Raw genomic sequence first — 24,497 nt, 5'->3', positions numbered from 1 at the left:
AGACCGCACAAGCGGCGGGCGATAAAACAGGGGGGAAACGATGATTGCGCGATCCATGCCAAGATTCTTACATGGGTTGGCGGCCATGGCCGCCGTGCTGTTCGTCACGGGGGCCGGGGCACAGGAGGTGAAGCATTATCGCTTCGCCTATGACCAGCCCCGCAACACCGGCTATTCCATCGCGGGCGACCTCTTTGCCGAGAAGCTCAAGGAATCGAGCAAAGGCACCATGATCATCGATCAATATCCGGGCGCCCAGCTCGGGCAGGAGCCGCAGGTGCTCCAGCTCGTGAAGGCCGGAGACGTCGAATTCTCGATCATCTCCTCGGCCAACACCGCGACGATCTCGCCGCAGGCCGGCGTGATGTCGCTGCATTATTTATTCCGCGACGAGAAGCACGTGATCAAGGGGCTGGCCGATCCCCGCGTGTTCGAAGCGCTCAGGGCCATGATCGACGAGACCACGCAGGGCCTGCACGTCATCGCGACGGGATCGCAGGGTGTGCGCCATATGTACTCCAAGAAAGAGATCCACAACGTCGGCGACGTCAAGAACCTGAAGGTCCGGGTGCAGGCCACCGCGACCGAGGACACCATGTTCCCCGCCTATGGCGCCCAGACCGTGCACATGCCGTTCGGCAGCGTCTACACGAGCTTGCAAACCGGCGTGGTCGACGCCGCCGAGAACAGCATCAACGTCTACCTCGTCAACAAGCATTACGAGGTCGCGCCCGTCCTCAACATCACCGAGCACGAGGCCAACAACGCGCTGGTGTTCGTCTCCGACAAGCTCTGGCAGAGCCTGTCGGCCGAGCAGAAGGGGTGGGTGCAGACGGCGGCCAACGAGATCAGCACCAAGGAGCCGGCGAAAGCGTTCGAGCTTGAGCGAACCGCGGCTGAGAAGCTGAAGAAGATGGGCGTCAAGCTCGTCCAGGACGTCGACAAGAAGAGCTTTACGGCGGTCGCCGATCCCTATCTCGACAAGCTCGCCAAGGAGCTCGGCCCGCATGCCGAGAAGATCAAGGATTTGATCCGGTCGATTAATTGATGTGGTGCCGGAAGACGGTGCGCTCCCTCTCCCGCTTGCGGGAGAGGGTAGGGGAGAGGGTGTCTCCTCGGAGAGACTCCCAATGAGGCGAGAGCCCTCACCCGGCGCTCCGCGCCGACCTCTCCCGCAAGCGGGAGAGGTTCAGACAACCCACAGCCACCGACTCAACTAAATCATTCCGGACCACGTCGGAACGACGGGGGACATTGAATGGCTATCGCCGACAAACTGCTCGTTCAACGCCAACGCCACCTGAAATGGCGCGGGCTCGACTGGCTCGAGCTTGCGCTGATGATCCTCTGCGGCCTGCTGTGCTTCGGCTTCTCGCTGTCGGTGACCGCCGACATCATCACCCGCACCATCGGACATCCCTGGCTGTGGCTGCAGGAGGTGACGTCGACGCTGTTCATCTACGCGATCTTCATCGGCACGGCGGCTGCGACCCGGCGCAACGACCACCTCTATCTCACTGCGATCTCCGAGGCGATGCACGGCACCTCGCGGCTCATCGTCGAGGTGATCATCCGCCTCGTCGTGCTCGGCGTCGCCTTCTGCCTGATCTGGTACGGCTACCAGAATTATCTGCGCGGCTTCGGCAGCTTTCGTCTGCCGTCGGGCACGCCGATCGCCTCGCTCTATGCGATCATTCCACTGTCGGGCGTGCTGATCGGCCTGTTTACCATCGAGCAGCTCGTCAATGGCCTGCGCAACGGCTTCGATCACCCCGAGCCGCCGGATGAGGATGCGGAGCCGATCGCCGCTGCCGCACAGATGAGGGCGCAGCCGTGAGCGCACCCATCGTCCTGGCCTTGATGACGGTCTGCTTTCTGTCCTTCGGCTATCTCGGCGTGCCGGTGCCGTTCTCGCTGATGGCCGGCGTCTTCATCGGCGCGCTCCTGTCGGACGTGTCGCTCGCCGCGATCATCCAGAAGATCTTTGACGGCGTCGATTCCGAGGCGCTGCTGGCGATCCCGTTCTTCCTGCTGGTCGGCGAGCTCATGAGCTCGGCCAATGTGGTGGTGCGAATAGCCAATCTTTCGGTGTCGCTGGTCGGGCATATCAGGGGTGGGCTGTCGCAAGTCGTGGTGGTCTTCAGCATGTTCTTCTCGGAGATGTCGGGCTCGACCACGGCCGACGTCGCCGTGATGAGCCGCGCGCTGGGTGGGCCGATGAAACGCGAGGGCTATGAGCCCGCCTTCATCGCCGCCATCATTGCCTCTGCCTCGACTATCGCCGCCTTAGTGCCGCCGAGCATCACCGCGGTGGTCTATGGCGCGGTTGGCAACGTCTCGATCGCCGGCCTGTTCATGGCGGGCGTGGTGCCGGGCCTGACGATTGGCTTTGGCCTGATGATCTACTGCTACTTCTTCGGCCCCTCCGGCCTGCGCAAGCCGCGTGCGCCGCTGCGACAGGTGGTGTTCGCCGCCGGCGATGCCGCCTTGCCGCTGATGATCCCCGTGATCCTGCTCGGCGGCATCCTGACCGGCTGGTTCACGCCGACGGAAGCCGGCGTCGTCGCCGTGGTCTGGATCGTCCTGGTCGTGATCCCCGCGCTCAACCGCGGGCACTTCAGGAAAATCCCCTACGATTTCTGCCTGGCCGGCCTGATCTTCTCGCTGCCGCTGATCACGATCGGCGCTGCCAACGCCTTCGGCTGGATGCTGGCCTATTTGCGCGGGGCGACCTACATCGCCGAGTGGATCACCTCGATCGCCGGGAACGATCCGCATTTAATCATGCTGTTGATGGTGCTGCTCTTCACCATCGTCGGGGACTTCATCGAGCCGGTGCCGACCATCATCATCTTCATGCCGCTGGTCAATGCGCTGACGGAGGCCGGCGAGATCAACGCCGTGCATATGGGTGTGGTGCTGATCGCGACGCTCGCCTTCGGCCTGATCACGCCGCCTTATGGGCTGGTGCTGCTGATGGCGTCGAAATTCGTCGGCATCAGTTTTGCCAAGGCCTTGCGGGCGGCGTTGCCGATCTATCTGGTGTTCCTGGCGACCATCGCGTTTGCGATCTATTTCCCGAGCGTGGTGCTGTGGCTGCCGCGGCACGTGCTCCCCGAGTCGGTCGGCTGCTTCAAATCGCCCGGCGGCACGGGCTATATCTGTCCGCAGTAGGCCTCTTGAGTGAGCGCTACTTGCTCTTGCTGGTGAACTTCTTCACGGCGGTGCGGAACGCCTCCGTGTTCATCGCCATGATGATCTTGTGCTCCTCGGCATCTAACTGCTGCTTCACCGGCGTGGTCGCGGCCTGGTAGACCAGGGACTTTGTGCCGGCGATCGCCGCCGGCGGGTTCTGCGCCAGCCGCTCGGCGAGTTGCCGCGTCGCCGCCTTCAGCTCCGCGGCAGGAACGATCTTGGCGACCAGACCCCAGTCGTGGGCCTGCTGCGCGGTAAAATTATCCTCGGCCAGGAAGATTTGCAGCGCGCGGCGGGAGCCGACCGTGCCGACGATGCCGACCGTCGAGCCGCCGTCCGGCGACACCCCGATCTTGGCATAGGCCGGCGTGAACTTGGCGTCGTCTGCGGCGATGCAGAGATCGGTGACGAAAGCGAGGCCCATGCCGGCGCCGGCGGCCGAACCGTGGACGCTCGACAGCGAGATCTTTGGCATACGGCGGAGGATCTCGATGAAGGCATGATAATGCTTGAGCAGTTCGCCGACCACGGGTGTCACCGTGCCCGCTTCGGCGGCAGCACCGATCGTCTGCAAATCGCCGCCGGCGCTGAAGGCACGGCCTTCACCTTCGAGGACGACGACGCGGATGCTGGCGTCGTCTTCGATTTGGGACGCGAGCTGTTCGAGCCTCTGCGCGATGGCGAGGTTGATGGAATTGAACGCGGCGGGGCGGTTGAGTGTGATGGTCGCGATCGGGCCATCGATCCGCAGCAGGGCAGGATCATCGGGCTGGGAGACGGGAGCTGGCATCTTGAAATCCCCGGCAAGAGGTTCGTTGCTGCAACTAAATCGCAGAAGGCGAGGGGTGACAATCCCCGTCCGCCGCTCTTGCGCTGGGCGGAACGATAGGCTCAAATGGGCCCGCCTTCGCCAAGGGACGGACACGAGCGCCGGCTCCTCGTAAGGCCAGCAAATCAAAATCAGCGAGAGAGGAGACGACATGGGTCACGCTCGTGTCTCCGGAAGTGGGCTGTTGCAATGACGGATGGTCCGGTGATCATTGTCGGTGCCGGCCATGGCGGCTACCAGGTTGCGGCATCCCTGCGCCAGGCGGGCTTTTCGCAGCGCATCTGCCTGATCAATGACGAGGCGCATCTGCCGTATCAGCGGCCGCCGCTGTCCAAGGCCTACATCAAGGGCTCGGCCGGGCCGGAGAGCCTGATGTTCCGCCCCGAGAAGTTTTACCACGACCAGACCATCGAGCTGATCGCTGGCCGCGCGGTGTCGATCGACCGCGCCGGCCGCAAGCTGCATCTCGCCTCGGGCGAGACACTGCCTTACGGCCACCTCGTGCTGGCCACGGGCGCGCGCAACCGCCTGCTCGACCTGCCCAACGCCAATCTGCCCGACGTGAAATACTTGCGCATCCTCGACGAGAGCGAGGCGCTGCGCCAGATCATCCCTTCGAAGACGCGCGTCGTGGTGATCGGCGCCGGCTTCATCGGCCTCGAATTCGCCGCCACCGCGCGGATCAAGGGCCTCGAGGTCGACGTGCTCGAGCTCGCCCCGCGCGTCATGGCGCGCGCGGTGACGGCGGAGGTCTCGGAGTATTTTCAGGCGCGGCATCGCGAGGCCGGCATCCGCATTCACCTCGGTGTGCAGGCAACCAGCATCGAGGCGGAGGGCGGCAAGGTCACCGGCGTCTCCTTGAGCGACGGACGGCATCTGCCCGCCGATCTCGTCGTGGTCGGCGTCGGCGTGCTGCCGAACATCGAGCTTGCCGCGGAAGCGGGGCTGCCGGTTGCCGCCGGCATCATCGTCGACGAATATCTTGTGACGGCTGATCCCAATATCTCCGCGATCGGTGATTGCGCGCTGTTCGCAAGCCCGCGCTTCGGCGGCTCGCTGCGGCTGGAATCGGTGCAAAACGCCACCGATCACGCCCGCTGCCTCGCGGCGCGGTTGACCGGCGACCGAACGCCCTATGACGGCCATCCCTGGTTCTGGAGCGACCAGGGCGAGGACAAGCTCCAGATTGCGGGCCTCACCACCGGCTACGACCGCGTCGTGCTGCGCGGCGATCCCGCCAAGAAGGCGTTCTCGGCGTTCTGCTACCACGGCGACAAGCTGCTCGGCATCGAATCGATCAACCGCGCCGGCGACCACATGTTCGGCCGCCGCTTGCAGGCGATGGATCGCTCGATCACGCCGGAGCAGGCCGCCGACGAGAGCTTTGACCTAAAGAGCGCGCTGGCTTGAGTCTCTTCTCCCTCGCCCCGCTTGCGGGGAGAGGGTCGGGGTGAGGGGGACTTTCCGCGGGGACGGTGATAGCCGGGGCTCGCGGAGATTCCCCCTCACCCGGATTGCATCTTCCATGCAATCCGACCTCTCCCCGCAAGCGGGGCGAGGTGAAGAAAGCGCTCCGTCTTACAAGACCGCAGCCACTTCCTTTGCCGTCGGCATCGACGGCCCGGCGCCCATGCGCTGCACGCTGATCGAAGCGGCGGCGTTGGCAAAGGTGAGCGCGTCGTGCAAGGCCGTGCCATCGGCGAGGCGCGCCGCGAGCGCGCCGACGAAGCAGTCGCCGGCGCCGGTGGTGTCGACCGCCTGCACCGCGCGCCCCGGCACCGAAATCTCCTCGCGCCCTGCCAGCGCGAGCACGCCGCGCCTGCCGAGCGTGACGCAGATGGTCTGATCCGGCCGCGCCTGAAGCTGCCGTGCCACCTCGATGATCCGCGCGGCCTCGTCGCCGTCGGAGAGCTCGGTGCCGGCGAGGAAGCCGAGCTCGGTCTCGTTCAGCACGAGGATGTCGACCAGCGCGAGCAGCTCGCCGGGCATGCTTTGCGCCGGCGCCGGGTTGAGCAGCGTCGTGGCTCCGGCGGCGCGTGCGCGCTGGAAGAACGCGGCAATCGCCGGCAGCGGAATTTCGAACTGGCTGACCGCGACGTCGCCCTCCAGCAGCGGCACGACGCTGACGTCATCGGCGTCGACCAACGCGTTGGCGCCGGGGATGACGACGATGGTGTTGTCGGCCTCCGCCACCGTGATGATGGCCGTGCCGGTGTGCGCGTCAGTCGCCTCCTGGAGATAGCCGAGATCGATCCCCTGACTGCGCAGGAAAACCTTAAGCTCAGCTCCGAAGGAGTCCTTCCCCAGCCGCCCGATCAGCGTGGTCCTGGCGCCGAGCCGCGACGCCGCCACCGCCTGGTTCGCGCCCTTGCCGCCCGGGAAATACAGCACCTGGCGGCCGGCGACGGTCTCGCCGACCTTGGGATGGCGATCGGCCGTCGCCACCACATCCATGTTGATGCTGCCGGCGACGAACACGCGCCCCATGACACACCCTTCCGCTAGACCCTGACCTCGAATTCGTGCCTGACCTTGGCGATGTCGACGAGCGTCGGCAGGCCGGCCTCGTTGCCGAGGCGCTGGATCTTGTAAGTCGATGCGGCGCGGGCAAAATCAAAATGCTCGCGCCAGCTTTTGCCGGGATGGGCGAGGTAGGAATAGACATAGGCGCCGTGAAAGACGTCGCCGGCGCCGTTGGTGTCGATCACGCGCTCGCGCGGGATCGGCATCGCCGGCATCACCTGCACCGTCCCGGTCTCGTCGTACCAGAGCAGGCCCTTCTCGCCCATGGTGACGCCGCCGATCTTGCAGCCGCGGCTCTTGAGGTAATCGAGCATTTTCTCCGGCGTCAGATCCATCTGCTCGCACAGCCGCTCGGCGACGATGGCGACGTCGATATATTCCAGCAGCTCGTGAGTGTTGGTGCGCAGGCCGCCGCCGTCGAGCGAGGTCAAAATGCCGGCCTCGCGGCAGACCTTGGCATAGTGGATCGCCGCATCCGGCTGGTGGCCGTCGACGTGCAGCGCGCGGCAGCCGCCGAGATTGAGCATCGGGAACGGATGAATGTGCTCGTCGTCGCGGCAACGGACGATGGCACGCTTGCCGTCCTTCGGCATGATGAAGGAGAGCGAAGATTGCTTCACCTTCCGCGCATGCAGCGAGATCGCGTATTTTGCACACATGTCCTGGAACATCCGCCCCAGCCAGTCATTGGCGGCGGTGGCGATGAGGTCGGGCACGATGCCGAGCTTGGCGCAGCAGAACGCCGCCGTCACCGCGTTGCCGCCGAAGGAAACCGCGTAGTCCGAAGCCACGTGCTTCTCGTCGCCGGTCGGCATGTGGTCGGTGATGAAGACGACGTCGATATAGGTCTGTCCGATGAAGAGAGCCTGCATTGCTTGTCCGTGATGCGCTTGTGGTCCCGGCCGGCACGCCTACTCTAACACCGGTTCCGCCGAGGGATCGCTGAAAATATTCGCAAGACTGCCGCCCGAAGCGCTTGAGGTCAGCATGGTGGGGGAATACGACCATGACAGGGAAATGCCAAGCCCGGACAAACGCCGTTTTTCGGCCCTTGGTTCCGGGTCGACAAGGGGCGGTCAAAAAGGGGGAAGATGATCACCGGCCTCGATCATGTCGTCGCTCTGGTCAGAGATATCGGTGCGGCCAAGGCGGCCTATCAGACGCTCTTGGGACGCGCGCCGGCCTGGCAGAATTCCGGCGAGGGCGCTGACCGGGTGCTGTTCACCCTCGACAACATGACGATCGAATTGATGGCGCCGAGCGGCTTCAGCGTCAGCGCCGACCGCATGCGCGCGCTGCTCGATGACCAGGAGGGCATGCTCGCCAGCCTGTGCTTTCGTGTCGCAGACATGGGCAAGATGCGCCGCCGGCTGGAGCGGGTGGCGTTGAGGCCGGATCCGGTCGCGGAGGTCGAAAGCAGCGATGCCGCATCCGATGCGGTGCTGCACTGGAAGCGCACGCGTGCCGCCACGGAGCTCACGCGCGGCGTGCGCATGTTCTTCCTAGAGCTCGCCGACGAGCGTCCCAAGTCGGTTGCGACCGACATCGCACCGATCGACGCGCTCGATCACGTCGTGATCACGACGGAGGATTCCGAGCGCGCCGCCGCGCTCTATGGCGCGCGGCTCGGGCTCGATCTGGCGCTCGACCGCTCCCACCAGGATTGGGGCCAGCTGATGTTCTTCCGCTGCGGCGATCTCATCGTCGAGGTGGTGCGCCGCCCGGTGGCGGGCGGCGATCCCGCGCATGACCGGCTCTGGGGCCTGAGCTGGCGCGTCGCCGACATCGACGCCACCCGCGCCCGCCTGATCGCTGGCGGCCTCGACGTCTCCGAGGTCCGCAACGGCCGCAAGCCGGGCACGAGAGTGATGACGGTGCGGAACGGCACCTGCGGCATCCAGACCGTGCTGCTGGAGCGTTCGCCGAAGCCGGTGGAGTAGGGCGGCGATCTTTCCGTCGTCATTGTGCGGATGCGACGAAGACTTCCGTAGGGTGGGCAAAGCGAAGCGTGCCCACGTTTTGGTGACTTGATGAGAAGACGTGGGCACGGCGCAAACGCGCCTTTGCCCACCCTACGAAGCTGGCCTGCTTCGCTTTCGCCGTCGCTCTTCACTCGCAATGACGAAACTATGCGGCGGGCCGCCCGCGTGTTACATGCATACCTTCAGCACCCAGCGAGCAACCGGTTTGGCGAAGGCGAAACGAACTCTGAAATGGCAGCGCGACCCCGAGGGGATGCGGCTGCGCATTCTCGAAGCCGCCAAGCAGGAATTCTCCGCCCATGGCCTCGCCGGCGCGCGCGTCGACCGCATCGCCGCCAAGGCCGGCGCCAACAAGCGCATGCTGTACTACCACGTCGGCAACAAGGACGAGCTCTATCTCACCGTGCTCGAAGGCGCCTACGACAAGATCCGCAGCGAGGAGCGGGGGCTCGACCTCGAACATCTCGATCCGCCCGAGGCGATCCGCCGCCTGATCGAGTTCACCTGGAATTACTTCCTGCGCAATCCAGAATTCCTGTCGCTGCTGCAGACCGAGAACCTCGCGCGTGCAAAGCACCTGAAGCGCTCGACCAAGGTCAAGTCGATGCACTCGCCCTTCGTCGAGATGATCCGCACCGTGGTGCGCCGCGGCGTCGACAGCGGCGACTTCCAGGTCGCGGTCGATCCGGTGCAGCTCTACATCTCGATCGCGGGGCTCTGCTTCTTCTACCTCTCCAACTCGGCGACGCTCAGCGTGATCTTCGGCCGCGATCTGCTCGCCAAGGACGCCAAGGACGAGCGCCTCGCGCACATGGTCGGCCTCGTGCTCGCCGCCCTGACGGGGCAGTCCGCCGCGCTGTTCGAGCTCGCCAAGGCGCCGAAGTCGCGCGCGAGCGTGGTGCAGACGATTTAGCGCTGCGGTTCGCGCGCTGGTCGACGTCGCGCCCGCTGTTTCCTCAATCTCCGCCGTCATTGCCCGCCTTGTGCGCTGTTGCGCACTGGGGCGGGCAATCCAGTATTCCAGAGGCGGTTGAGATTGAATCGATAAGCCGCGGCGTACTGGATTCCCCGCTTTCCCGGGAATGACACCGAGAGTGCGGCGCGAATGTGCCTCCTCATCGTCGTCCCGGCGAAGGCCGGGACCCATACCGCGTGAACTCTCGGCTGTGTTTAGTGCCAATCCCGAAGGACCAGCTTTCGCCAAATTTCCCCCTGTGGCTATGGGTCCCGGCCCCCGTGCGCAATTGCGCACTAGGCCGGGACGACACTGTTGGTTTGGCGAGCTGCATGATCCCAAACGCCCGGAACCCGCCGCAAAACGTCACAGGGAAAGGGCTGGACAGTATTTATCCAACGGGTTAATTTCTCTCCGCAACGAAGAAGAATGCCGGGAGTGAGACGTGGCTGAGTTGAAGCCGCAGAGTGCGGTGTCCAAGATGCTGAATGCGGCCTGGGTTCGGCCGTTTTTGTTCCTGGTCTTCATCGTGGTTGCCTGGGATCTCGCGATCCGGCTGTTCAAGATTTCCCGCCTACCAGATTCCGTCGCCGGCCGATGTCGTCGCCGTGCTGCGCACTGAATGGCCGGAACTGCTGCGCCAGTCGTGGCCGACCACTTATGCGACCGTGTGCGGCTTCCTGCTGTCGGCGTTGTTCGGCATTCCCGTCGCGATGCTGATCGCGGGGTCGAAGACGGTGGAGAGCTATGTCTATCCGCTGTTGGTGTTCTCGCAGTCCGTGCCGAAGATCGCGATCGCACCGCTGTTCGTGGTGTGGTTCGGCTTCGGCATCATCCCGAAAGTGATCTCGGCCTTCCTGCTCGGCTTCTTCCCGGTGGTGGTGTCTGCCGTGCAGGGCTTCAAGTCGGTCGATCCTGATATGGTCGATCTCGCCCGCGCCATGCAGGGCAGCCGCTTCCAGGTGTTCCGAGCGGTGAACCTGCCGCATGCGCTGCCCGCGATCTTCTCCGGTCTCAAAGTCTCGGTGACCCTTGCCGTGGTCGGCGCCGTCGTCGGCGAGTTCGTCGGCTCCAATTCCGGCATCGGCTATGTCATGCAGCGCTCGATCGGCACCTTCGATCTGCCGACGATGTTCGCGGCCCTCGTGATCCTGGCGCTGCTCGGCGTGGTCCTGTTCTGGGTCGTGGACCGCATCGAGAAGCTGATCATCCCCTGGCATGTCAGCCAGCGCGAAGACGTGATTTTCGCCTCTTAAGTATTTTCAGGTTCTGAAGTGAAGCAACGAGCGGCCGCCAACGGTCGACGCAATAAGGGCAAGGGAGAGTGGCAATGAAGCGGTGGATAGGAGTCGTCTCGGCGGCGCTGATGGTGTTTGCGGCGATGCCGGCGCAGGCGGCCGACAAGGTCGTGCTGATGCTGAACTGGTACGTCTATGGCGAGCACGCGCCGTTCTATTACGGCAAGGCCAAGGGCATTTACGCAGCCGAGGGCATCGACCTCGAGATCCAGGAAGGCCGCGGCTCGGCTGCGACCACGCAGGCCGTCGCCGCTAAGACTGCGGATTTCGGCTATGTCGACGTTCCCACCATGATGCGTGCCGCGATCAAGGGCGCGCCTGTGGTTGCGACCGGCGTGCTGCTCCAGACCAGCCCGATGTCCGCCATGGGCTTCATCGACAAGAACATCAAGAAGCCCGAGGACATCAAGGGCAAGACGGTAGCGATCACGCCAGCCAATTCCATGACCCAGATCTGGCCGCTGTTCCTGAAGAAGACCGGCTTGAAGGAGAGCGACTTCAAAACAGTCGCCGGAGACGGCCAGACCAAGCTCAACGCCGTCATCAATGGCCAGGCTGATCTCCTGCTCGGCTACGTCATGGACCAGTCGATGAAGATCAAGGACGCCACCGGCAAGGACGTCTATCCGATCAAGTTCGCCGACTACGGCATCAACATGGTTTCGTCAGGCATCATCGCCAACACCGACTATGTGAAGGCCAATGCCGATCTGGTCCGCCGCTTCATGTCGGCGACGACCAAGGCGGTCGAAGCGGCCGAGAAGGAGCCGAAGGCCGCGGCGCAGTCGATCCTCGATGCCAACCCGAAGGGCGGCAAGATCGATACGCTGACCCAGGGTTTTGAGCTGACCATCCCGCTCTACCGGGCCGCGGAGACCAAGAGCAAGCGGCCGTTCCAGGTCACCGATCAGAACATGACCGAGACCGTCAATCTGCTGGTCGAATATGGCGGCCTCGACGCCAAGGCCAAGGAGAACCCGAAGGCGTTCTACACCAACGACTATCTGCCGAAGAGTGGCTCGTGAAATCTGCGACAGTAATGAGCGAAACCGTCCAGCCGGCCGCGCATCTGAGACTGGTGAGCGACCGGGCTGCCGGCGATGCGTCGGGCATCAAACTGTCCGGCGTGTCCAAGACCTACCGGACGCGCGACGGCGATGTGCCGTCGCTGCGGCCGCTCGACTTCCACATCAATGACGGCGAGTTCTTCGTCGTGGTCGGCCCAAGCGGCTGCGGCAAGTCCACGCTGCTCAAGCTGATCTCGGGATTGCTGCCGCCGACCACGGGCGAGGTCCTGGTCGAGGGCGAGAAGGTGACGAAGCCGCATGGCAATGTCGGCATCGTGTTCCAGAACGCGTTGCTGCTGCCCTGGCGCAACATCCTCAACAACGTGATGCTGCCGATCGACATGAAGCGGCTGCCGCGGCAGCAATATCTCGATCGCGCCAAGTCGCTGCTGAAGCTGGTCGGGCTCGAAGGCTTCGAGAAGAAGCTGCCTTGGCAGCTCTCCGGCGGCATGCAGCAGCGCGCCTCGATCTGCCGCGCGCTGGTGCACGATCCCAAGATCATGCTGATGGATGAGCCGTTCGGCGCACTCGATGCGCTGACGCGCGAACGCATGAACGTCGAGCTGATGCGGATCCAGCGCGAGACGAAGAAGACGGTGCTGCTGATCACGCATTCGATTCCGGAGGCCGTGTTCCTCGCCGACCGCGTGCTGGTCATGACCGAGCGCCCCGGTGCGGTCGCCGCGATCTACGACGTGCCGCTGCCGCGCCCGCGCTCGCTCGACGTGATGGCTGACCCTGTCTTCACCGAGCTCGTGCAGCGCATCCGCAAGCATTTCTTCTCGCAAGGTGCATTGGACTAAGGGCAATGCGATTGAGTTCGGGCTGTAACCGCGGCGACGGTGCGCTCCCTCCCCCGCCTGCGGGGAAGGGTTGGGGAGAGGGTGTCTCCGCAGTGGGAAACCCCAAAGAGGAGAGAACCCTCACCCGACGCTGCGCGCCGACCTCTCCCGCAAGCGGGAGAGGTGCACCGCGCCTGCGGCCACACCTCCGGAGCCAAGTAGCACCATGGCGCCGCGCCTGAAGCTGCGAGACATCGCCTTCTTCGAACGTCCCGTACATTTCGCGCGGCCGTTCCGCTTTGGCGCGATTACCATCAACGTGACGCCCCAGCTGTTCGTGCGCGTCGAGATCGAGGTCGAGGGCAGGGGCGTTGCGGTCGGCGCCAGTGCCGAGCTGCTGGTGCCGAAAGTGGTTCGACAAGCGGCCGGAGCTGTCGCCGGCGCAGACGGTCGACGGCCTACGCCGCTCGCTCCAGATCGCACGCGGTCTTTACCTGGCGCGGACTGGATATCTGACGGCGTTCGATCTGCATGCCGCGTGCATCGGCGCCCAGGTTGCGACCTGTGCGAAGAAGAACATTCCGGCGCTTGCAGCGGCTTACGGTCCAGCCGAGATCGACAAGGCGATCCTCGATGCGCTGCTCCGCGCCGCCGAGACCAGCTTTTTCGATGGGATGGCCGGCAACATTGCCGGCATCGATGCGCGGCTTTCGCCTGACCTGAGCGAAAGGGACATCAGGACGTTCTCTCCGGCCGGACGCGGCTGGAGCGTGTTGCCATCAGGCACACCGTCGGCCTCGATGATGCGGTGGAAGGCGAGGGCGGTGTTGCCGATCCACGCGAGAACGCCGGTGCTCGCTATTTCAAGCTCAAGCTGTCGGGCAATCCCGCGGCCGATGCGGCGCGGCTGGCGCAGATCGGCAAGGAGCTCGATAGGCTGGGACAGGATTACAAGGTGACGCTCGACGCCAACGAGCAATACGCCGATCTCGCCGCGTTGCAGGCGCTGATGGCTCGGCTCGATCATGATGCAGCGTTGCGGCCGATCGCCACGCGCCTGCTCTATGTCGAGCAGCCGATGCCGCGCGACATCACAAGGCAGTCGCCGCTGGGCTCGCTGGCCACACGTGGCTTCATCATCGACGAAGCGGATGATTCCTATGACGCCTTCCCGGCAGCGCGGGCGCTCGGCTATCGCGGCATCTCATCGAAATCCTGCAAGGGCCTCTACAAGTCCATCGTCAATGCCACGCGCGCGGCGAAATGGAGCGCGGAAGGCGAGACCTTCTTCGTGACCGGCGAGGATTTGACCTGTCAGGCCGGGCTTGCCGTGCAGCAGGACCTCGCGCTCGGTGCCCTGGTTGGCGTCACCCACGCGGAGCGCAACGGCCATCACTATGTCGACGGTTTTGGCGAGACGCCGGCTGCCGAAGCGGCGGCCTTCGCGGCCGCGCATCCCGATCTCTATGCCGATGCCGGGCAAGGTATTCGCCTCTCCATCCACGACGGCGATCTCTTGACGGAATCGCTTCATGCTGCGGGCTTCGCCACCTCGGTCCATCCGGATTGGTCGGCGCTCCGCCCGCTCGAACAGCCAAAATCACTTCAGGAGCAATTGCCATGACCACCCAGCGCCTCGGCCTCATCATGAACGGCATCACCGGCCGCATGGGGCTCAACCAGCATCTGATCCGCTCGATCGTCGCGATCCGCGACCAGGGCGGCGTCCGCCTGAAGAACGGCGACCGCGTGATGCCAGATCCCATCCTGGTCGGGCGCAGCGCCGAGAAGATCGAGGCCCTCGCCAAGCGCTACAACATCACGCGCTGGACCACTGATCTGGATGCCGCGCTTGCCGACAAGAACGACACCATGTTCTTCGATGCCGCGACCACGCAGGCCCGCCCCGGCCTCCTGACCCAGGCCATCAATGCCGGCAAGCACGTCTATTGCGAGAAGCCGATCGCGACGAATTTCGAGGAGGCTGTCGAGGTCGTGAAGCTCGCCAATGCCAAGAGCGTCAAGCACGGCACGGTGCAGGACAAGCTGTTCCTGCCCGGCCTGAAGAAGATCGCCTTCCTGCGCGACTCCGGCTTCTTCGGCCGCATCCTCTCGGTGCGCGGCGAGTTCGGCTATTGGGTGTTCGAAGGCGGCTGGCAGGAGGCGCAGCGGCCGTCCTGGAACTACCGCGACGAGGACGGCGGCGGCATCATTTTGGACATGGTCTGCCACTGGCGCTACGTGCTCGACAACCTGTTCGGAGAAGTCGAGAGCGTGAGCTGCATCGGCAACACCGACATCCCCGAGCGCTACGACGAGCAGGGCAAGAAGTACAAGGCGACCGCGGACGACTCGGCTTACGCGACGTTCCAGCTCAAGGGCGGTGTCATCGCTCACATCAACATGTCCTGGGTAACGCGGGTCTATCGCGACGACCTCGTCACCTTCCAGGTCGACGGCACGCTGGGCTCGGCGGTCGCAGGGCTCTCCGACTGCATGATCCAGGCGCGGCAGGCGACGCCCCGTCCGGTGTGGAATCCCGACGAGAAGCGGCTGCACGATTTTTACGGCGACTGGCAGAAGATGCCCGACAACGTCTCCTACGACAACGGTTTCAAGGAGCAGTGGGAGATGTTCATCCGGCACGTCTATGAGGATGCGCCCTACAAGTTCACGCTGCTCGAAGGCGCCAAGGGCGTGCAGCTCGCCGAATGCGCGCTGAAGAGCTGGAAGGAGCGGCGCTGGATCGACGTCGCCCCGATCAAGGCCTGACGTCTATTGGATAAGCCCCGATGTCTACTAAGCCGTCATTGCGAGGAGCCCGCGACAAAATTGCGAAGCAATTTTGCGCTGGCGACGAAGCAATCCAGACTGTTGCCGCGGAGGCATCCTGGATTGCTTCGCTTCGCTCGCAATGACGAGGAGAGGTTCGAAGTCATGAACAAGCCCGTACAGCCCAAGCCTGTCCCTTCAATGTCGTCATTGTCGCTAAAACTGCCGAAGGCCGATCGCTCGATCGAGACCTACCGGCTCGCGGCTTCACGCACCTTTCCGGCGAAGCTCGAAGGGCCGCTGAACCGCATCGCCTTCTCGGCCGTGCATACGGTGGCCGATCCCTTCGCGGACAATGATCCCTGGCTTTCGGTCGCTGTCGACTGGGACAAGACCATCGCCTTCCGCGAGCACGTCTGGGACCTCGGCCTTGGCGTCGCCGAAGCGATGGATACCGCGCAGCGCGGCATGGGGCTGGACTGGCCGACCTCGCTGGAGCTGATCACGCGCTCGGTCGGTGCCGCCAAGCGCCGCAACGCGCTGGTGTTCTCGGGAGCCGGCACGGACCATCTCGCGGTCGAGGATGCCAAGACCATCGACGACGTGATCCGCGCCTATGAGGAGCAGATCTCGGCGGTCGAGAAGATCGGCGGCCGCATCATCCTGATGGCGTCGCGGGCGCTCGCCAAACTCGGCCGCAACGCCGACGATTACGCAAAAGTCTACGACCGTGTGCTGTCGCAGGTCCGCGAGCCCGTGATCATCCACTGGCTCGGCGACATGTTCGATCCGGCGCTGACGGGATATTGGGGCACCGGGGATCTCGACAAGGCGATGGATACCGCGGTTGCCATCATCAACGGCAACGCCGCCAAGGTTGACGGCGTCAAGGTCTCGCTGCTCGACAAGCAGCGTGAGATCGACATGCGCCGCCGGCTCGACAAGCGCATCAAGATGTACACCGGCGACGATTTCAACTATGCGGAGCTGATCGCCGGCGATAGCCAAGGCTTTTCCCATGCGCTGCTCGGCATCTTCGATGCGATCGCGCCGGCAGCCTCCTACGCGCTGTCGCGGCTGGCGGCCGGCGACGACGCCGGCTTCCACGACGTGCTTGGACCGACGGTGCCGCTGTCGCGCCACATCTTCAAGGCGCCGACGCGGTTCTATAAGACCGGCGTGGTGTTCATGGCGTATCTCAACGGCCACCAGGACCACTTCACCATGGTCGGCGGCCAGGAGAGTACGCGCTCCACGCTGCACTTGGCCGAGTTGTTCCGTCTGGCCGACAAGGCCGGCCTGCTCGCCAACCCTGAACTCGCGACGCAGCGGATGAAGACCGTCCTCGCCACCCACGGGATCGAATCCTGATGCGTGATTTCTCGTCCGACCACCGCTGGCTGTCGCTGAACACGGCGACGGTCCGCAAGCAGGGTGACCTCGTCGAGATCATCGAGGCCTGTGCGCGTCACGGCATTCGCGCCATCGATCCCTGGCGCGACCAGGTCGCCGCCGTCGGTCTCGACCGTGCCGCACGCGCGGTGCGCGATGCCGGCCTTGATCTGTCGGGCTATTGCCGCGGCGGTATGTTCACTTCGGATGCGTCGCGCCGGAGCGAAGTGCGCGACGACAACCGGCGCTGTGTGGACGAGGCCAAGGCGCTCGGCGCGCCCTGCATCGTGCTTGTCGTCGGCGGCCTGCCGCAATATTCGCGGCCGGGCAGCGAGGCGTCGAAGGACATCGCTGCAGCGCGGGGGCAGGTCGAGGAAGCGCTCACCGAGATGCTCGACTACGCCAGACAGGCAGACCTGCCGCTGGCGATCGAGCCGTTGCATCCGGCCTATGCAGCCGACCGCGCCTGCGTGAACACCACGAAGCAGGCGCTCGACATCTGCGACCGGCTCGACCCCGGCCGCAGCGGCATGCTCGGCGTCGCGCTCGACGTCTATCACATCTGGTGGGACCCGGAGCTGATGGGGCAGATCGCGCGCGCCGGCCAAGATCGCCTGCTCGCCTTCCACGTCTGCGATTGGATGGTGCCGACCAAGGACATCCTCAACGACCGCGGCATGATGGGCGACGGCGTCATCGACATCAAATCGGTGCGTCAAGCGGTCGAAGCGCAGGGCTTTGCCGGCTATTCGGAGATCGAAATCTTCTCCAATGACTGGTGGGCCAAGCCGATGGACGAGGTACTGCGCACCTGCATCGCGCGGCATAAGACGGTGGTGTAAAGCGTTTTCGAGCGAAGTGGATACCGGTTCGCGTGAAGAAAACGCGTCAAAACAAAAATCTAGAGCGTCGGTTCTGATTCAATCAGAACCGATAGTGCTCTAGGTCACGCGCGCGCTGACCTCACGGGCTTGCGACCTGTTGTAGCGTGTTGAAGCGCGCCTTCTGCTCGCTGCTCAGCGTGGCGTAGAACTCGTCCAGCGCAGGTTCGACCAGCTTGGCGGCCGTCAGCATGGCCTCGAGCCGGCGCTGCATCGCCTCCAGCCGTCCGACCGGCGTCAGCGGCACATCGTTCGGGCAGGCCGCCTGCAAGTCCTGAACGCCCTTCGCCGTCGCTTCGCCGAGGCGGTCGAGCGCGTCCTTCTGCTTGCCTGCGGGGTGAAGCACGGCCTCGATCCTCTGGATCGGCAACTGGGTCAGGCTGGACTTGGGATCACCGCAGCCCTCGGCACTGGCTTGCTGCTGCTGTGACGAGCGGTCGCCGACATTGGGGCCGAGCGCGTTGAAGCGGGCCTGCTGTTCGTCACTGAGCGAGTTGTAGAACTTCTCCAGGGCCGGTCGCACGATCTTGACGGCTTCCAGCGTCGCGCTGATGCGGTTCATCATCGCGCGCAAGCGGCCGGGCGGCGTCAGGGCATAAGTCTCCGCGCAGGAATCCTTGAACACACCGGCAGCGTCGGCCGCCGCAGTCTTCAACTCGTCGAGCAGCGCGCGTTGCTCCGGCGTGGGCTGCACTGCTTTCGCGATATCGGCAAGCGGCCAAGCGGTGACGCCCTTGTCCGGCGTGCCGCACAATTGCTGTAGCGTCTGCGGGCTCACGCTGGCGCGCGGACGCGCGCGGCCGCCGCCGCCGGCTTGCGGATAGTCATACGGGTTGGTGCTGGCAAAGGCGGAATAGGGGCCGTCACCGCCCCAGAACACGGTGTCGACGAAGTCGTCATACGCGTACGCCCAATAGCCGGGCTCATAAGCATAGGACCAGAACGTGTAGTCAAAAATGTCGGAGTAAGCGTATGGCCAAAACACCGGCCCAAGCCACGCCACGAACACCGCGGGATGACGGTGACGCCAGGCCTGCCGGGGAGCCCAGCCGCTCTGGCGAGTGAGGAGGGCGGCTTGGGTCTGCGGAGCGGCCTGCTCACGGAAGCGCTCCGCAAACCGCCCGCGCTCGGCGGCCTGCACAGCGGCGGCCGTGGCGGCTCGCCCAACTGTCGTCGGCTCAGGTCCCAACCGCTGCAGGCGCGCCTGATCACTTTGCTGCAAGCGCTGTTCGCGCTGCAGCAGCCGGTTCTGCGTCTGCAGCGTCCGCTCCTGCGCGCGTTGCGCCCGCAGGCCTTCCGGCTTCTGCGACTGCAGTTGCTGGACGCGCTGCTGCATGCGATCGATGCGGCTCTGCCGTTCTGTGCTCTGGCGCGACAGCATCTCGCGCTGCCGCTGCTGCACCATCTGCTGGCGCTGCTGGATCTGCTGCTGGCGCTGCTGCCCGCGCTGTTCAATCTGATCCCGCCGCGACAGCCGCTCGCTCGCGGCCGGCGGCGCGCTGGGGCGTGAGGGGGCTGCGATATGCGGCGTCCGCTGGGGTGCCATGGCCGGACGCTGCATTGCTGCCGGCGCCCGATGAATTTCAGGCCGCGGAGCCGCCACGTGCGGGGCCGCCCGCGACGGAGGTGCAGCGAAATGTGGTGTCGGGCGGGACGGCGGTGCAGCGAAATGCGGGGTCGGGCGCGATGGCGGTGAGGCGATATGCGGCGCCGAATGTTGCGGCATGGCCGGTCGTTGCGACATGGCCGGGGGATGGAATGCCGGCGCGGCGGGACGCGCCATGGCTGGCGGCGCCGCCGGACGGGCCATGGCCGGTGGTGCTGCCGGCCGAGCTGCCGGCGCTGCGCCTGCACCGGGTGGTCCGCCCCTTCCGTGTCCCTGGCCGGGTCCTTGGGCGAACGCACTGAGGCTCGCCGACAAGATCGAGACACCAACTAAAACAGCCGAAAGGCAAACGCCACGCGGAAGCATGATTGTAGCTCCCAGCTCGTAATCGCCCACGACGTTTCAACGCGCAGCTGGCGGAATTGTTCGTTGTTGGCCGCTTCAGGCATTGCGATCTTCCGACGCAGGCAGCCTCAAGAGAAATCCTGCGTCAGGGTGGTGGCGAGCCGCTCCAGCGCCCAGTCGACCTGGTCGCTGGTGATCACCAGCGGCGGGGCGATGCGGATCGTCTGCTCGTGGGTATCCTTGGCAAGGATGCCCTTGGCCTGAAGCGCCTCGCAGTAGCGGCGTGCGCGGCCGGCCTCGGGATGCAGCTCGACCGCCAGCATCAAGCCGCGTCCGCGCACCTCGCGGATTGTGTTGGCACGAATGTCCTTCAAGCCTTCCAGAAAGCGCGCGCCCTGCCTGGCCGCGTTGTCGATCATGCCTTCCTCGACCAGCACGCGGATCGCCGCGCGCGCCACCGCGCAGGCAAGCGGGTTGCCACCAAAGGTCGAGCCATGCTGCCCGGGTCTCAATGTGCCGAGCACGTCGTTGTTCGAGAGCACGGCCGACACCGGATAGAAGCCGCCGGACAAGGCCTTGCCGAGCAGCGTCACGTCCGCCTCGATTCCCTCGTGCTCTTCGGCGAGCAGCTTGCCGGTGCGGCCGAGCCCGGTCTGGATCTCGTCGAGCACCAGCATCACGTTATTGGCGGTGCAGAGCTCCCGCACCTCAGTGAAATAGCCGGCTGGAGGAATGACGACACCGGCTTCGCCCTGGATCGGCTCGACCAGGAAGGCGACGGTGTTTGGCGTGATGGCCCCTTCCAGCGCCGCGGCGTCGCCGAACGGGATGATCCTGAAGCCAGGCGCGAACGGACCGAAGTGTGTGCGCGTCTCGGGGTCGGTTGAAAAGCCGACGATGCCCAGCGTGCGTCCGTGGAAATTGTTGGCACAGACGATGATTTCGGCCTGGCCGTCCGGCACGCCCTTCACCTCATAGCCCCATTTGCGGACCGACTTGATCGCGCTTTCGACCGCCTCGGCGCCGCTGTTCATCGGCAGCACCTTGTGGGAGCCGGTGAGCGCCGCGATCTCCTCGTAGAACAAGGCGAGCTGGTCGTTGTGGAAGGCGCGCGAGGTGAGCGTCAGCCTGTGTGCCTGTTCGACCATCGCCGCCAGGATCTTGGGGTGGCAGTGGCCCTGGCTGACAGCCGAATAGGCCGACAGGCAATCGAGATAACGGTTGCCTTCGGTATCCCAGACCCAGACACCCTCGCCGCGCGACAGGACGACCCCGATCGGCTCGTAATTACGGGCCCCAAAGCGTGCTTCCGTTGCGATGAAATCAATGACCGACGCGCTCATCTGCCGTCACTCCATTGCTGCGCGCGGGGGCGTCAACCGACTGCACCGGCGGCCTTCAGCTTGATCTGGGGATCGGACTGCCGCCTTGGAAGCCTTCGTGCGGCCGATTGCGTGCCGCTGCCTGATTTTCCTGAAATGTCAGGTAGTTCTGCGGAGCATCAGGGCATGGTTCGCCGACCCAGGCTCTACTGTGCATGGGGTTGTTTTCGTCATTTTTGTTTGGAGGACTCACCCGATCGTGCAGGGCACGCTCAAAAAGCCGCGAAACCGGACCCGTCCGCCCCGCACCGGCTGCCCGCTCACGGCATAATTCGGGAATCGCGCCAGGAAGCGCGAGATCGCGATCGCGCCTTCCAGCCGCGCCAGCGCCATGCCGGCGCATTGATGCGCGCCGGTGGCGAAGGCGAGGTGCCGGTTCGGCGTGCGCGCGATGTCGAAGCGTTCGGGGTCCGGAAACTGCGCGGGGTCGCGGTTGGCCGCCCCAATACACAGCGTCACCGACGTGCCGGCCGCGAGCACGACGCCGCCGAGCTCGACCCGTTCGGTTGTCATGCGGTTGCCGAGCTGATTGGAGCTCTCGTAGCGCAGCATCTCCTCCACGGCGGTCTTGATCATGTCGGGGTTGTCGATCAGGCGCTGCTTCTGATCCGGGTTCCGATGCAGCGCGACGAGGCCGTTGCCGATCAGGTTGGTGGTGGTCTCGTGACCGGCATTGAGCAGGAAGATGCAATTGTGCAGCAGCTCCTTCTCGGTCAGCCGCTCGCCGTTCTCCTCGCCGCTCCCTTCTCCTTGGATCAGGCGCGTCAGCACGTTCGCGCTCGGGATTGCCGGGCTTTTGGCGCCGGCGCGCGACCAGCGTCTCGAGATAGGCGAGGAAGTCCTGTACCGCCTTGTTGCCGCGCGCAGCCGCTTCGGGCGTCACCACCGGTTCAAGCGCGCCCAGGATCGCCAGCGACCAGTCGCGCAGCGGCGCGCGTTCCTCGTGAGGCACGTCGAGCAGATTGCCGATCACCTCGATCGGAATGGAGGCGGCAAAGTCCTCGATCAGCTCGCAAGCCCCTTTGGCAGCGATGGCGTCGAGCAGCCCGTCGACCAGCTTGATGAGGTCGCCCTCCATTCCGGCGATGGCGCGCGGCGACAGCGCGCCCATGATCAGGCGGCGCACGCGGGTGTGGGAGGGCGGATCGTTGAAGACGAGGCTCGTGGTGTGGTGCTCGTAGAGCAGGCTGTCGCCGTATTTCGGCGCGAACTCGCGCTTCTTGTCCGAGCTGAACGATTTGGTGTTCTTGTAGGTGGTGACGAGATCGTCATAGCGGGTCAGGAACACGGTGCCGTTCGGCAGGCGCTTGACCGGCTCGTTCTCCCGCAGTGCACGATAGGTCGGATAGGGGTTGTCATAGAACTCAGGCGTCAGCTTCTCGAGATCGAAGCTTGCCGCCAGCTCCTTCGCATCTGCGTTCATCCCGTTATACTCGCCGGTTAAAGCCGATATGCCGTTTTTGTTGTTCTGATCGACGCACGCATGCGTCTACAGTCGCGCCGTCTTTGCTAGCCGACCGGACAGGAAAATGCACGCGCGCGCTGACGTTCCCGATACGGCCCCGAATTGGCCCGACGATATTTTCGCGACCTTGCAGCGCTTCGACGTCCGGCAGGTGCCGTACGTGCCCGATGCCGGTCACTCGAAGCTGATCCAGCGCGTGCTGGCCTCCTCCACGATGCGCGGCATTGCGCTGACGACGGAGGAGGAGGGCGTGGCACTTCTCGCTGGCGCTTGGGCGGGCGGACAGCGCGGCGTGTTGCTGATGCAGTCGAGCGGCGTCGGCAATTGCATCAACATGCTGTCGCTGATCCCGATCCTGCGCTTTCCCTTCCTCACGCTCGTCACCATGCGCGGCGAGTGGGGCGAGTTCAATCCGTGGCAGGTGCCGATGGGATCGACCACGCAGGGCGTGTTCGAGCTCTCCGGCGTCAAGGTGCTGCGCGCCTCGAACGCGGCCGAGGTGCCGGCTGTGTTGGAGGCGGCTGCAGCGCAGGCCTACAACGCGCTCACCCCCACCGCCGTCCTGTTGTCGCAGCGCCTGATCGGCGCCAAGGTTTTCACCAAATGAGCAAGGCCAATCTCCTCGACCGCCGCCAGGTGGTGTCCACGCTGCTCGCGGACCGCAAGGACGTCGTTGCGATCGGCGGCTTAGGTGCCTCCACCAACGACATGTGCGCGGCCGGCGACCACGCGCGCAACTTCTATCTCTGGGGCGGCATGGGTGGCGCTGCGATGATCGGGCTCGGGCTCGCACTGGCGCAGCCAAAGCTGCCGGTGCTGGTCATCACCGGCGATGGCGAGATGCTGATGGGGATGGGCAGCCTCGCCACCATCGGCCTGCAAAAGCCGGCCAATCTCTCCATCGTCGTGCTCGACAACGAGGCCTATGGCGAGACCGGCGGTCAGACCAGCCACACCTCCGCGGCCGCCGACCTCGTCGGCATCGCCAGGGCCTGCGGCATCGAGGACAGCCGGGCCGTCACGACCATGGCCGAGGTCGAGGCCCTCGCAAAGGCCGTCCACGACGTCCCCGGGGGCCCCCGCTTTGCCAATGTGAAGATCGACAGCGCCAGCGTCGAGCGGATCTTGCCGACCCGGGATGGGACCTACATCGTCAACCGGATCCGTGGCGACCTGGGCTTCCAGCCGATCTAGGGCCAGCCTTGCCCGGCCCCCCCATCCTGCTCGTGCGCCGTGTACTCTAGCCAGTTTCTACTGAATCCAGAGGTTGCGATGCAACATATTGCTTGACTTCTGCGTGGGTGAGTGCTTACTCACTAGCATGAGCTCATTGCGTATGACGAGCGACCTGAGGCGTCAGTTGATCCTCGGTGCCGCGAAACGCTGCTTTGCCCGACACGGCTATAACGGCACCACGACCAAGAGCGTGGCGGCCGCCGCTGCCATTTCCGAGGCGCTGCTGTTCAAGCATTTCCCGTCCAAGGCGGCGCTCTACGCCGAGATCCTGAGCGACGAATGCGAGGCCGATCCGGCCCTGATGGATCTGCTCGAACGGGAGCCGTCGACGGCTACCCTGGTCGAGCTGATCCGCGGCATGGTCCAGCATTTCCTCGCGATCGCGGACGGGCCCGACCAGGAAGAGGCGCAGCGCCTACGGCTGATGGCCACGAGCCATTTGGATGATGGCGAATTCGCCCGTTTGCTATATGCCAAGATCGAGACGCTGATCGGGGCTGTCTTCGTCACGTCGCTCGAGCGCGCGATTGCGGCCGGGGACGCGCGGCCGTGCACTGGCGATCCGCTCAACCTGTTCTGGTTCTCGCATCATTCGGTGATGACCGCGGCGCTGACCAGGCTGCCGGCCGCGCCCTGTCTCGTTTACGGCAAGGCAAACGATCTGGAGCGGCAGCTCTGTGAATTTCTCCTGAGGGGTATCGGACTTAACGACGCCGCAATTGCTTCGCATCTGGGCCGCAATCAGGCGGCCGGTGCCGGCAAGACGGCAATTGCAGAAAGTGCATGA

Annotated in this window: 20 protein-coding genes and 3 pseudogenes; 17 read left to right on the top strand and 6 right to left on the bottom strand. The window is 64.8% G+C overall.

Going from position 1 to position 24,497, the window contains the following annotated elements; all coding sequences use genetic code 11:
• Positions 1-40 precede the first annotated feature (40 nt).
• From ACSKB8_RS40225 to ACSKB8_RS40215, 3 genes are all read left to right on the top strand, one after another.
• Complete coding sequence (locus ACSKB8_RS40225) at positions 41-1,048, top strand: TRAP transporter substrate-binding protein (protein ID WP_438110083.1); 1,008 nt, start codon at positions 41-43, stop codon at positions 1,046-1,048.
• A 210-nt stretch (positions 1,049-1,258) separates the two neighbouring features.
• The gene (locus tag ACSKB8_RS40220; RefSeq protein WP_438110081.1) at positions 1,259-1,837 is read left to right on the top strand and encodes a TRAP transporter small permease; all 579 of its coding nucleotides are present in this window, start codon (positions 1,259-1,261) and stop codon (positions 1,835-1,837) included.
• Entirely contained in the window at positions 1,834-3,174 is a 1,341-nt protein-coding gene (locus tag ACSKB8_RS40215) for a TRAP transporter large permease (protein WP_438110079.1), read from the top strand. The genes ACSKB8_RS40220 and ACSKB8_RS40215 overlap by 4 nt, the downstream gene beginning before the upstream one ends.
• A 16-nt stretch (positions 3,175-3,190) precedes the next feature.
• On the opposite strand, the gene ACSKB8_RS40210 is transcribed toward ACSKB8_RS40215, so the two are convergent.
• Entirely contained in the window at positions 3,191-3,985 is a 795-nt protein-coding gene (locus ACSKB8_RS40210) for an enoyl-CoA hydratase/isomerase family protein (protein ID WP_438110078.1), read from the bottom strand.
• 228 nt (positions 3,986-4,213) lie between these two features.
• Between ACSKB8_RS40210 and ACSKB8_RS40205 the strand changes: the two genes are divergently transcribed.
• Positions 4,214-5,434 (top strand): NAD(P)/FAD-dependent oxidoreductase, encoded by a 1,221-nt coding sequence (locus ACSKB8_RS40205; protein ID WP_438110076.1) that lies wholly within the window; start codon positions 4,214-4,216, stop codon positions 5,432-5,434.
• Positions 5,435-5,602: 168 nt separating this feature from the next.
• On the opposite strand, the gene rbsK is transcribed toward ACSKB8_RS40205, so the two are convergent.
• Entirely contained in the window at positions 5,603-6,511 is a 909-nt protein-coding gene (rbsK, locus tag ACSKB8_RS40200) for a ribokinase (protein ID WP_438110074.1), read from the bottom strand.
• A gap of 14 nt (positions 6,512-6,525) precedes the next feature.
• A complete protein-coding gene (locus ACSKB8_RS40195) occupies positions 6,526-7,419 on the bottom strand; it encodes a sugar kinase (RefSeq protein ID WP_438110072.1) in 894 nt (297 codons plus the stop codon).
• A 219-nt stretch (positions 7,420-7,638) separates the two neighbouring features.
• Between ACSKB8_RS40195 and ACSKB8_RS40190 the strand changes: the two genes are divergently transcribed.
• From ACSKB8_RS40190 to ACSKB8_RS40150, 9 genes and pseudogenes are all read left to right on the top strand, one after another.
• Positions 7,639-8,487: a VOC family protein gene (locus tag ACSKB8_RS40190; RefSeq protein ID WP_438110070.1), complete on the top strand. Its 849-nt coding sequence runs from the start codon at positions 7,639-7,641 to the stop codon at positions 8,485-8,487.
• Positions 8,488-8,734: 247 nt separating this feature from the next.
• Positions 8,735-9,442 (top strand): TetR/AcrR family transcriptional regulator, encoded by a 708-nt coding sequence (locus tag ACSKB8_RS40185; protein WP_438110069.1) that lies wholly within the window; start codon positions 8,735-8,737, stop codon positions 9,440-9,442.
• A gap of 487 nt (positions 9,443-9,929) precedes the next feature.
• A pseudogene (locus tag ACSKB8_RS40180) lies at positions 9,930-10,740 on the top strand (ABC transporter permease).
• A 74-nt stretch (positions 10,741-10,814) separates the two neighbouring features.
• Positions 10,815-11,807: an ABC transporter substrate-binding protein gene (locus tag ACSKB8_RS40175; protein WP_438110067.1), complete on the top strand. Its 993-nt coding sequence runs from the start codon at positions 10,815-10,817 to the stop codon at positions 11,805-11,807.
• A 14-nt stretch (positions 11,808-11,821) separates the two neighbouring features.
• Positions 11,822-12,652 carry an ABC transporter ATP-binding protein gene (locus ACSKB8_RS40170; RefSeq protein ID WP_128937502.1) on the top strand — a complete coding sequence of 277 codons (831 nt, stop codon included), beginning with the start codon at positions 11,822-11,824 and terminating at the stop codon, positions 12,650-12,652.
• A gap of 205 nt (positions 12,653-12,857) precedes the next feature.
• A pseudogene (locus ACSKB8_RS40165) lies at positions 12,858-14,255 on the top strand (hypothetical protein).
• Positions 14,252-15,403 carry a Gfo/Idh/MocA family protein gene (locus ACSKB8_RS40160; RefSeq protein ID WP_438110065.1) on the top strand — a complete coding sequence of 384 codons (1,152 nt, stop codon included), beginning with the start codon at positions 14,252-14,254 and terminating at the stop codon, positions 15,401-15,403. The pseudogene ACSKB8_RS40165 and the gene ACSKB8_RS40160 overlap by 4 nt, the downstream one beginning before the upstream one ends.
• Before the next feature lie 165 nt (positions 15,404-15,568).
• Positions 15,569-16,774, top strand: coding sequence for a dihydrodipicolinate synthase family protein (locus tag ACSKB8_RS40155; RefSeq protein ID WP_438110063.1), 1,206 nt, complete (start codon positions 15,569-15,571; stop codon positions 16,772-16,774).
• Complete coding sequence (locus tag ACSKB8_RS40150) at positions 16,774-17,637, top strand: sugar phosphate isomerase/epimerase family protein (RefSeq protein ID WP_438110061.1); 864 nt, start codon at positions 16,774-16,776, stop codon at positions 17,635-17,637. Before ACSKB8_RS40155 ends, ACSKB8_RS40150 begins: the two co-directional genes overlap by 1 nt.
• Before the next feature lie 121 nt (positions 17,638-17,758).
• Here ACSKB8_RS40150 and ACSKB8_RS40145 read toward each other — a convergent pair whose 3' ends face one another.
• Complete coding sequence (locus tag ACSKB8_RS40145; protein ID WP_438110059.1) at positions 17,759-18,661, bottom strand: Spy/CpxP family protein refolding chaperone; 903 nt, start codon at positions 18,659-18,661, stop codon at positions 17,759-17,761.
• A gap of 90 nt (positions 18,662-18,751) precedes the next feature.
• Between ACSKB8_RS40145 and ACSKB8_RS40140 the strand changes: the two genes are divergently transcribed.
• The gene (locus ACSKB8_RS40140) at positions 18,752-19,186 is read left to right on the top strand and encodes a hypothetical protein (protein ID WP_438110058.1); all 435 of its coding nucleotides are present in this window, start codon (positions 18,752-18,754) and stop codon (positions 19,184-19,186) included.
• A 569-nt stretch (positions 19,187-19,755) separates the two neighbouring features.
• Here the strand turns inward: ACSKB8_RS40140 and rocD are convergent.
• On the bottom strand, positions 19,756-20,970 hold the full coding sequence (rocD, locus tag ACSKB8_RS40135) for an ornithine--oxo-acid transaminase (RefSeq protein WP_438110056.1): 1,215 nt from the start codon (positions 20,968-20,970) through the stop codon (positions 19,756-19,758).
• Between the two features lie 228 nt (positions 20,971-21,198).
• Positions 21,199-22,432: pseudogene (locus tag ACSKB8_RS40130) on the bottom strand (cytochrome P450).
• Positions 22,433-22,538: 106 nt separating this feature from the next.
• Here ACSKB8_RS40130 and ACSKB8_RS40125 point away from each other — a divergent pair.
• The 3 genes from ACSKB8_RS40125 (at position 22,539) to ACSKB8_RS40115 (ending at position 24,497) form a co-directional block, all read left to right on the top strand.
• Positions 22,539-23,081: a phosphonopyruvate decarboxylase gene (locus ACSKB8_RS40125; protein ID WP_438110054.1), complete on the top strand. Its 543-nt coding sequence runs from the start codon at positions 22,539-22,541 to the stop codon at positions 23,079-23,081.
• Positions 23,078-23,668, top strand: coding sequence for a thiamine pyrophosphate-dependent enzyme (locus ACSKB8_RS40120; protein WP_438110052.1), 591 nt, complete (start codon positions 23,078-23,080; stop codon positions 23,666-23,668). Before ACSKB8_RS40125 ends, ACSKB8_RS40120 begins: the two co-directional genes overlap by 4 nt.
• A gap of 127 nt (positions 23,669-23,795) precedes the next feature.
• The gene (locus tag ACSKB8_RS40115) at positions 23,796-24,497 is read left to right on the top strand and encodes a TetR/AcrR family transcriptional regulator (protein WP_438110856.1); all 702 of its coding nucleotides are present in this window, start codon (positions 23,796-23,798) and stop codon (positions 24,495-24,497) included.

The organism is Bradyrhizobium sp. BR 1432 (assembly GCF_051547705.1).
GTDB lineage: Bacteria > Pseudomonadota > Alphaproteobacteria > Rhizobiales > Xanthobacteraceae > Bradyrhizobium > Bradyrhizobium zhanjiangense.
Note: the sequence above shows the minus strand (reverse complement) of the source record. Positions and strands in the feature narration are given on the sequence as shown.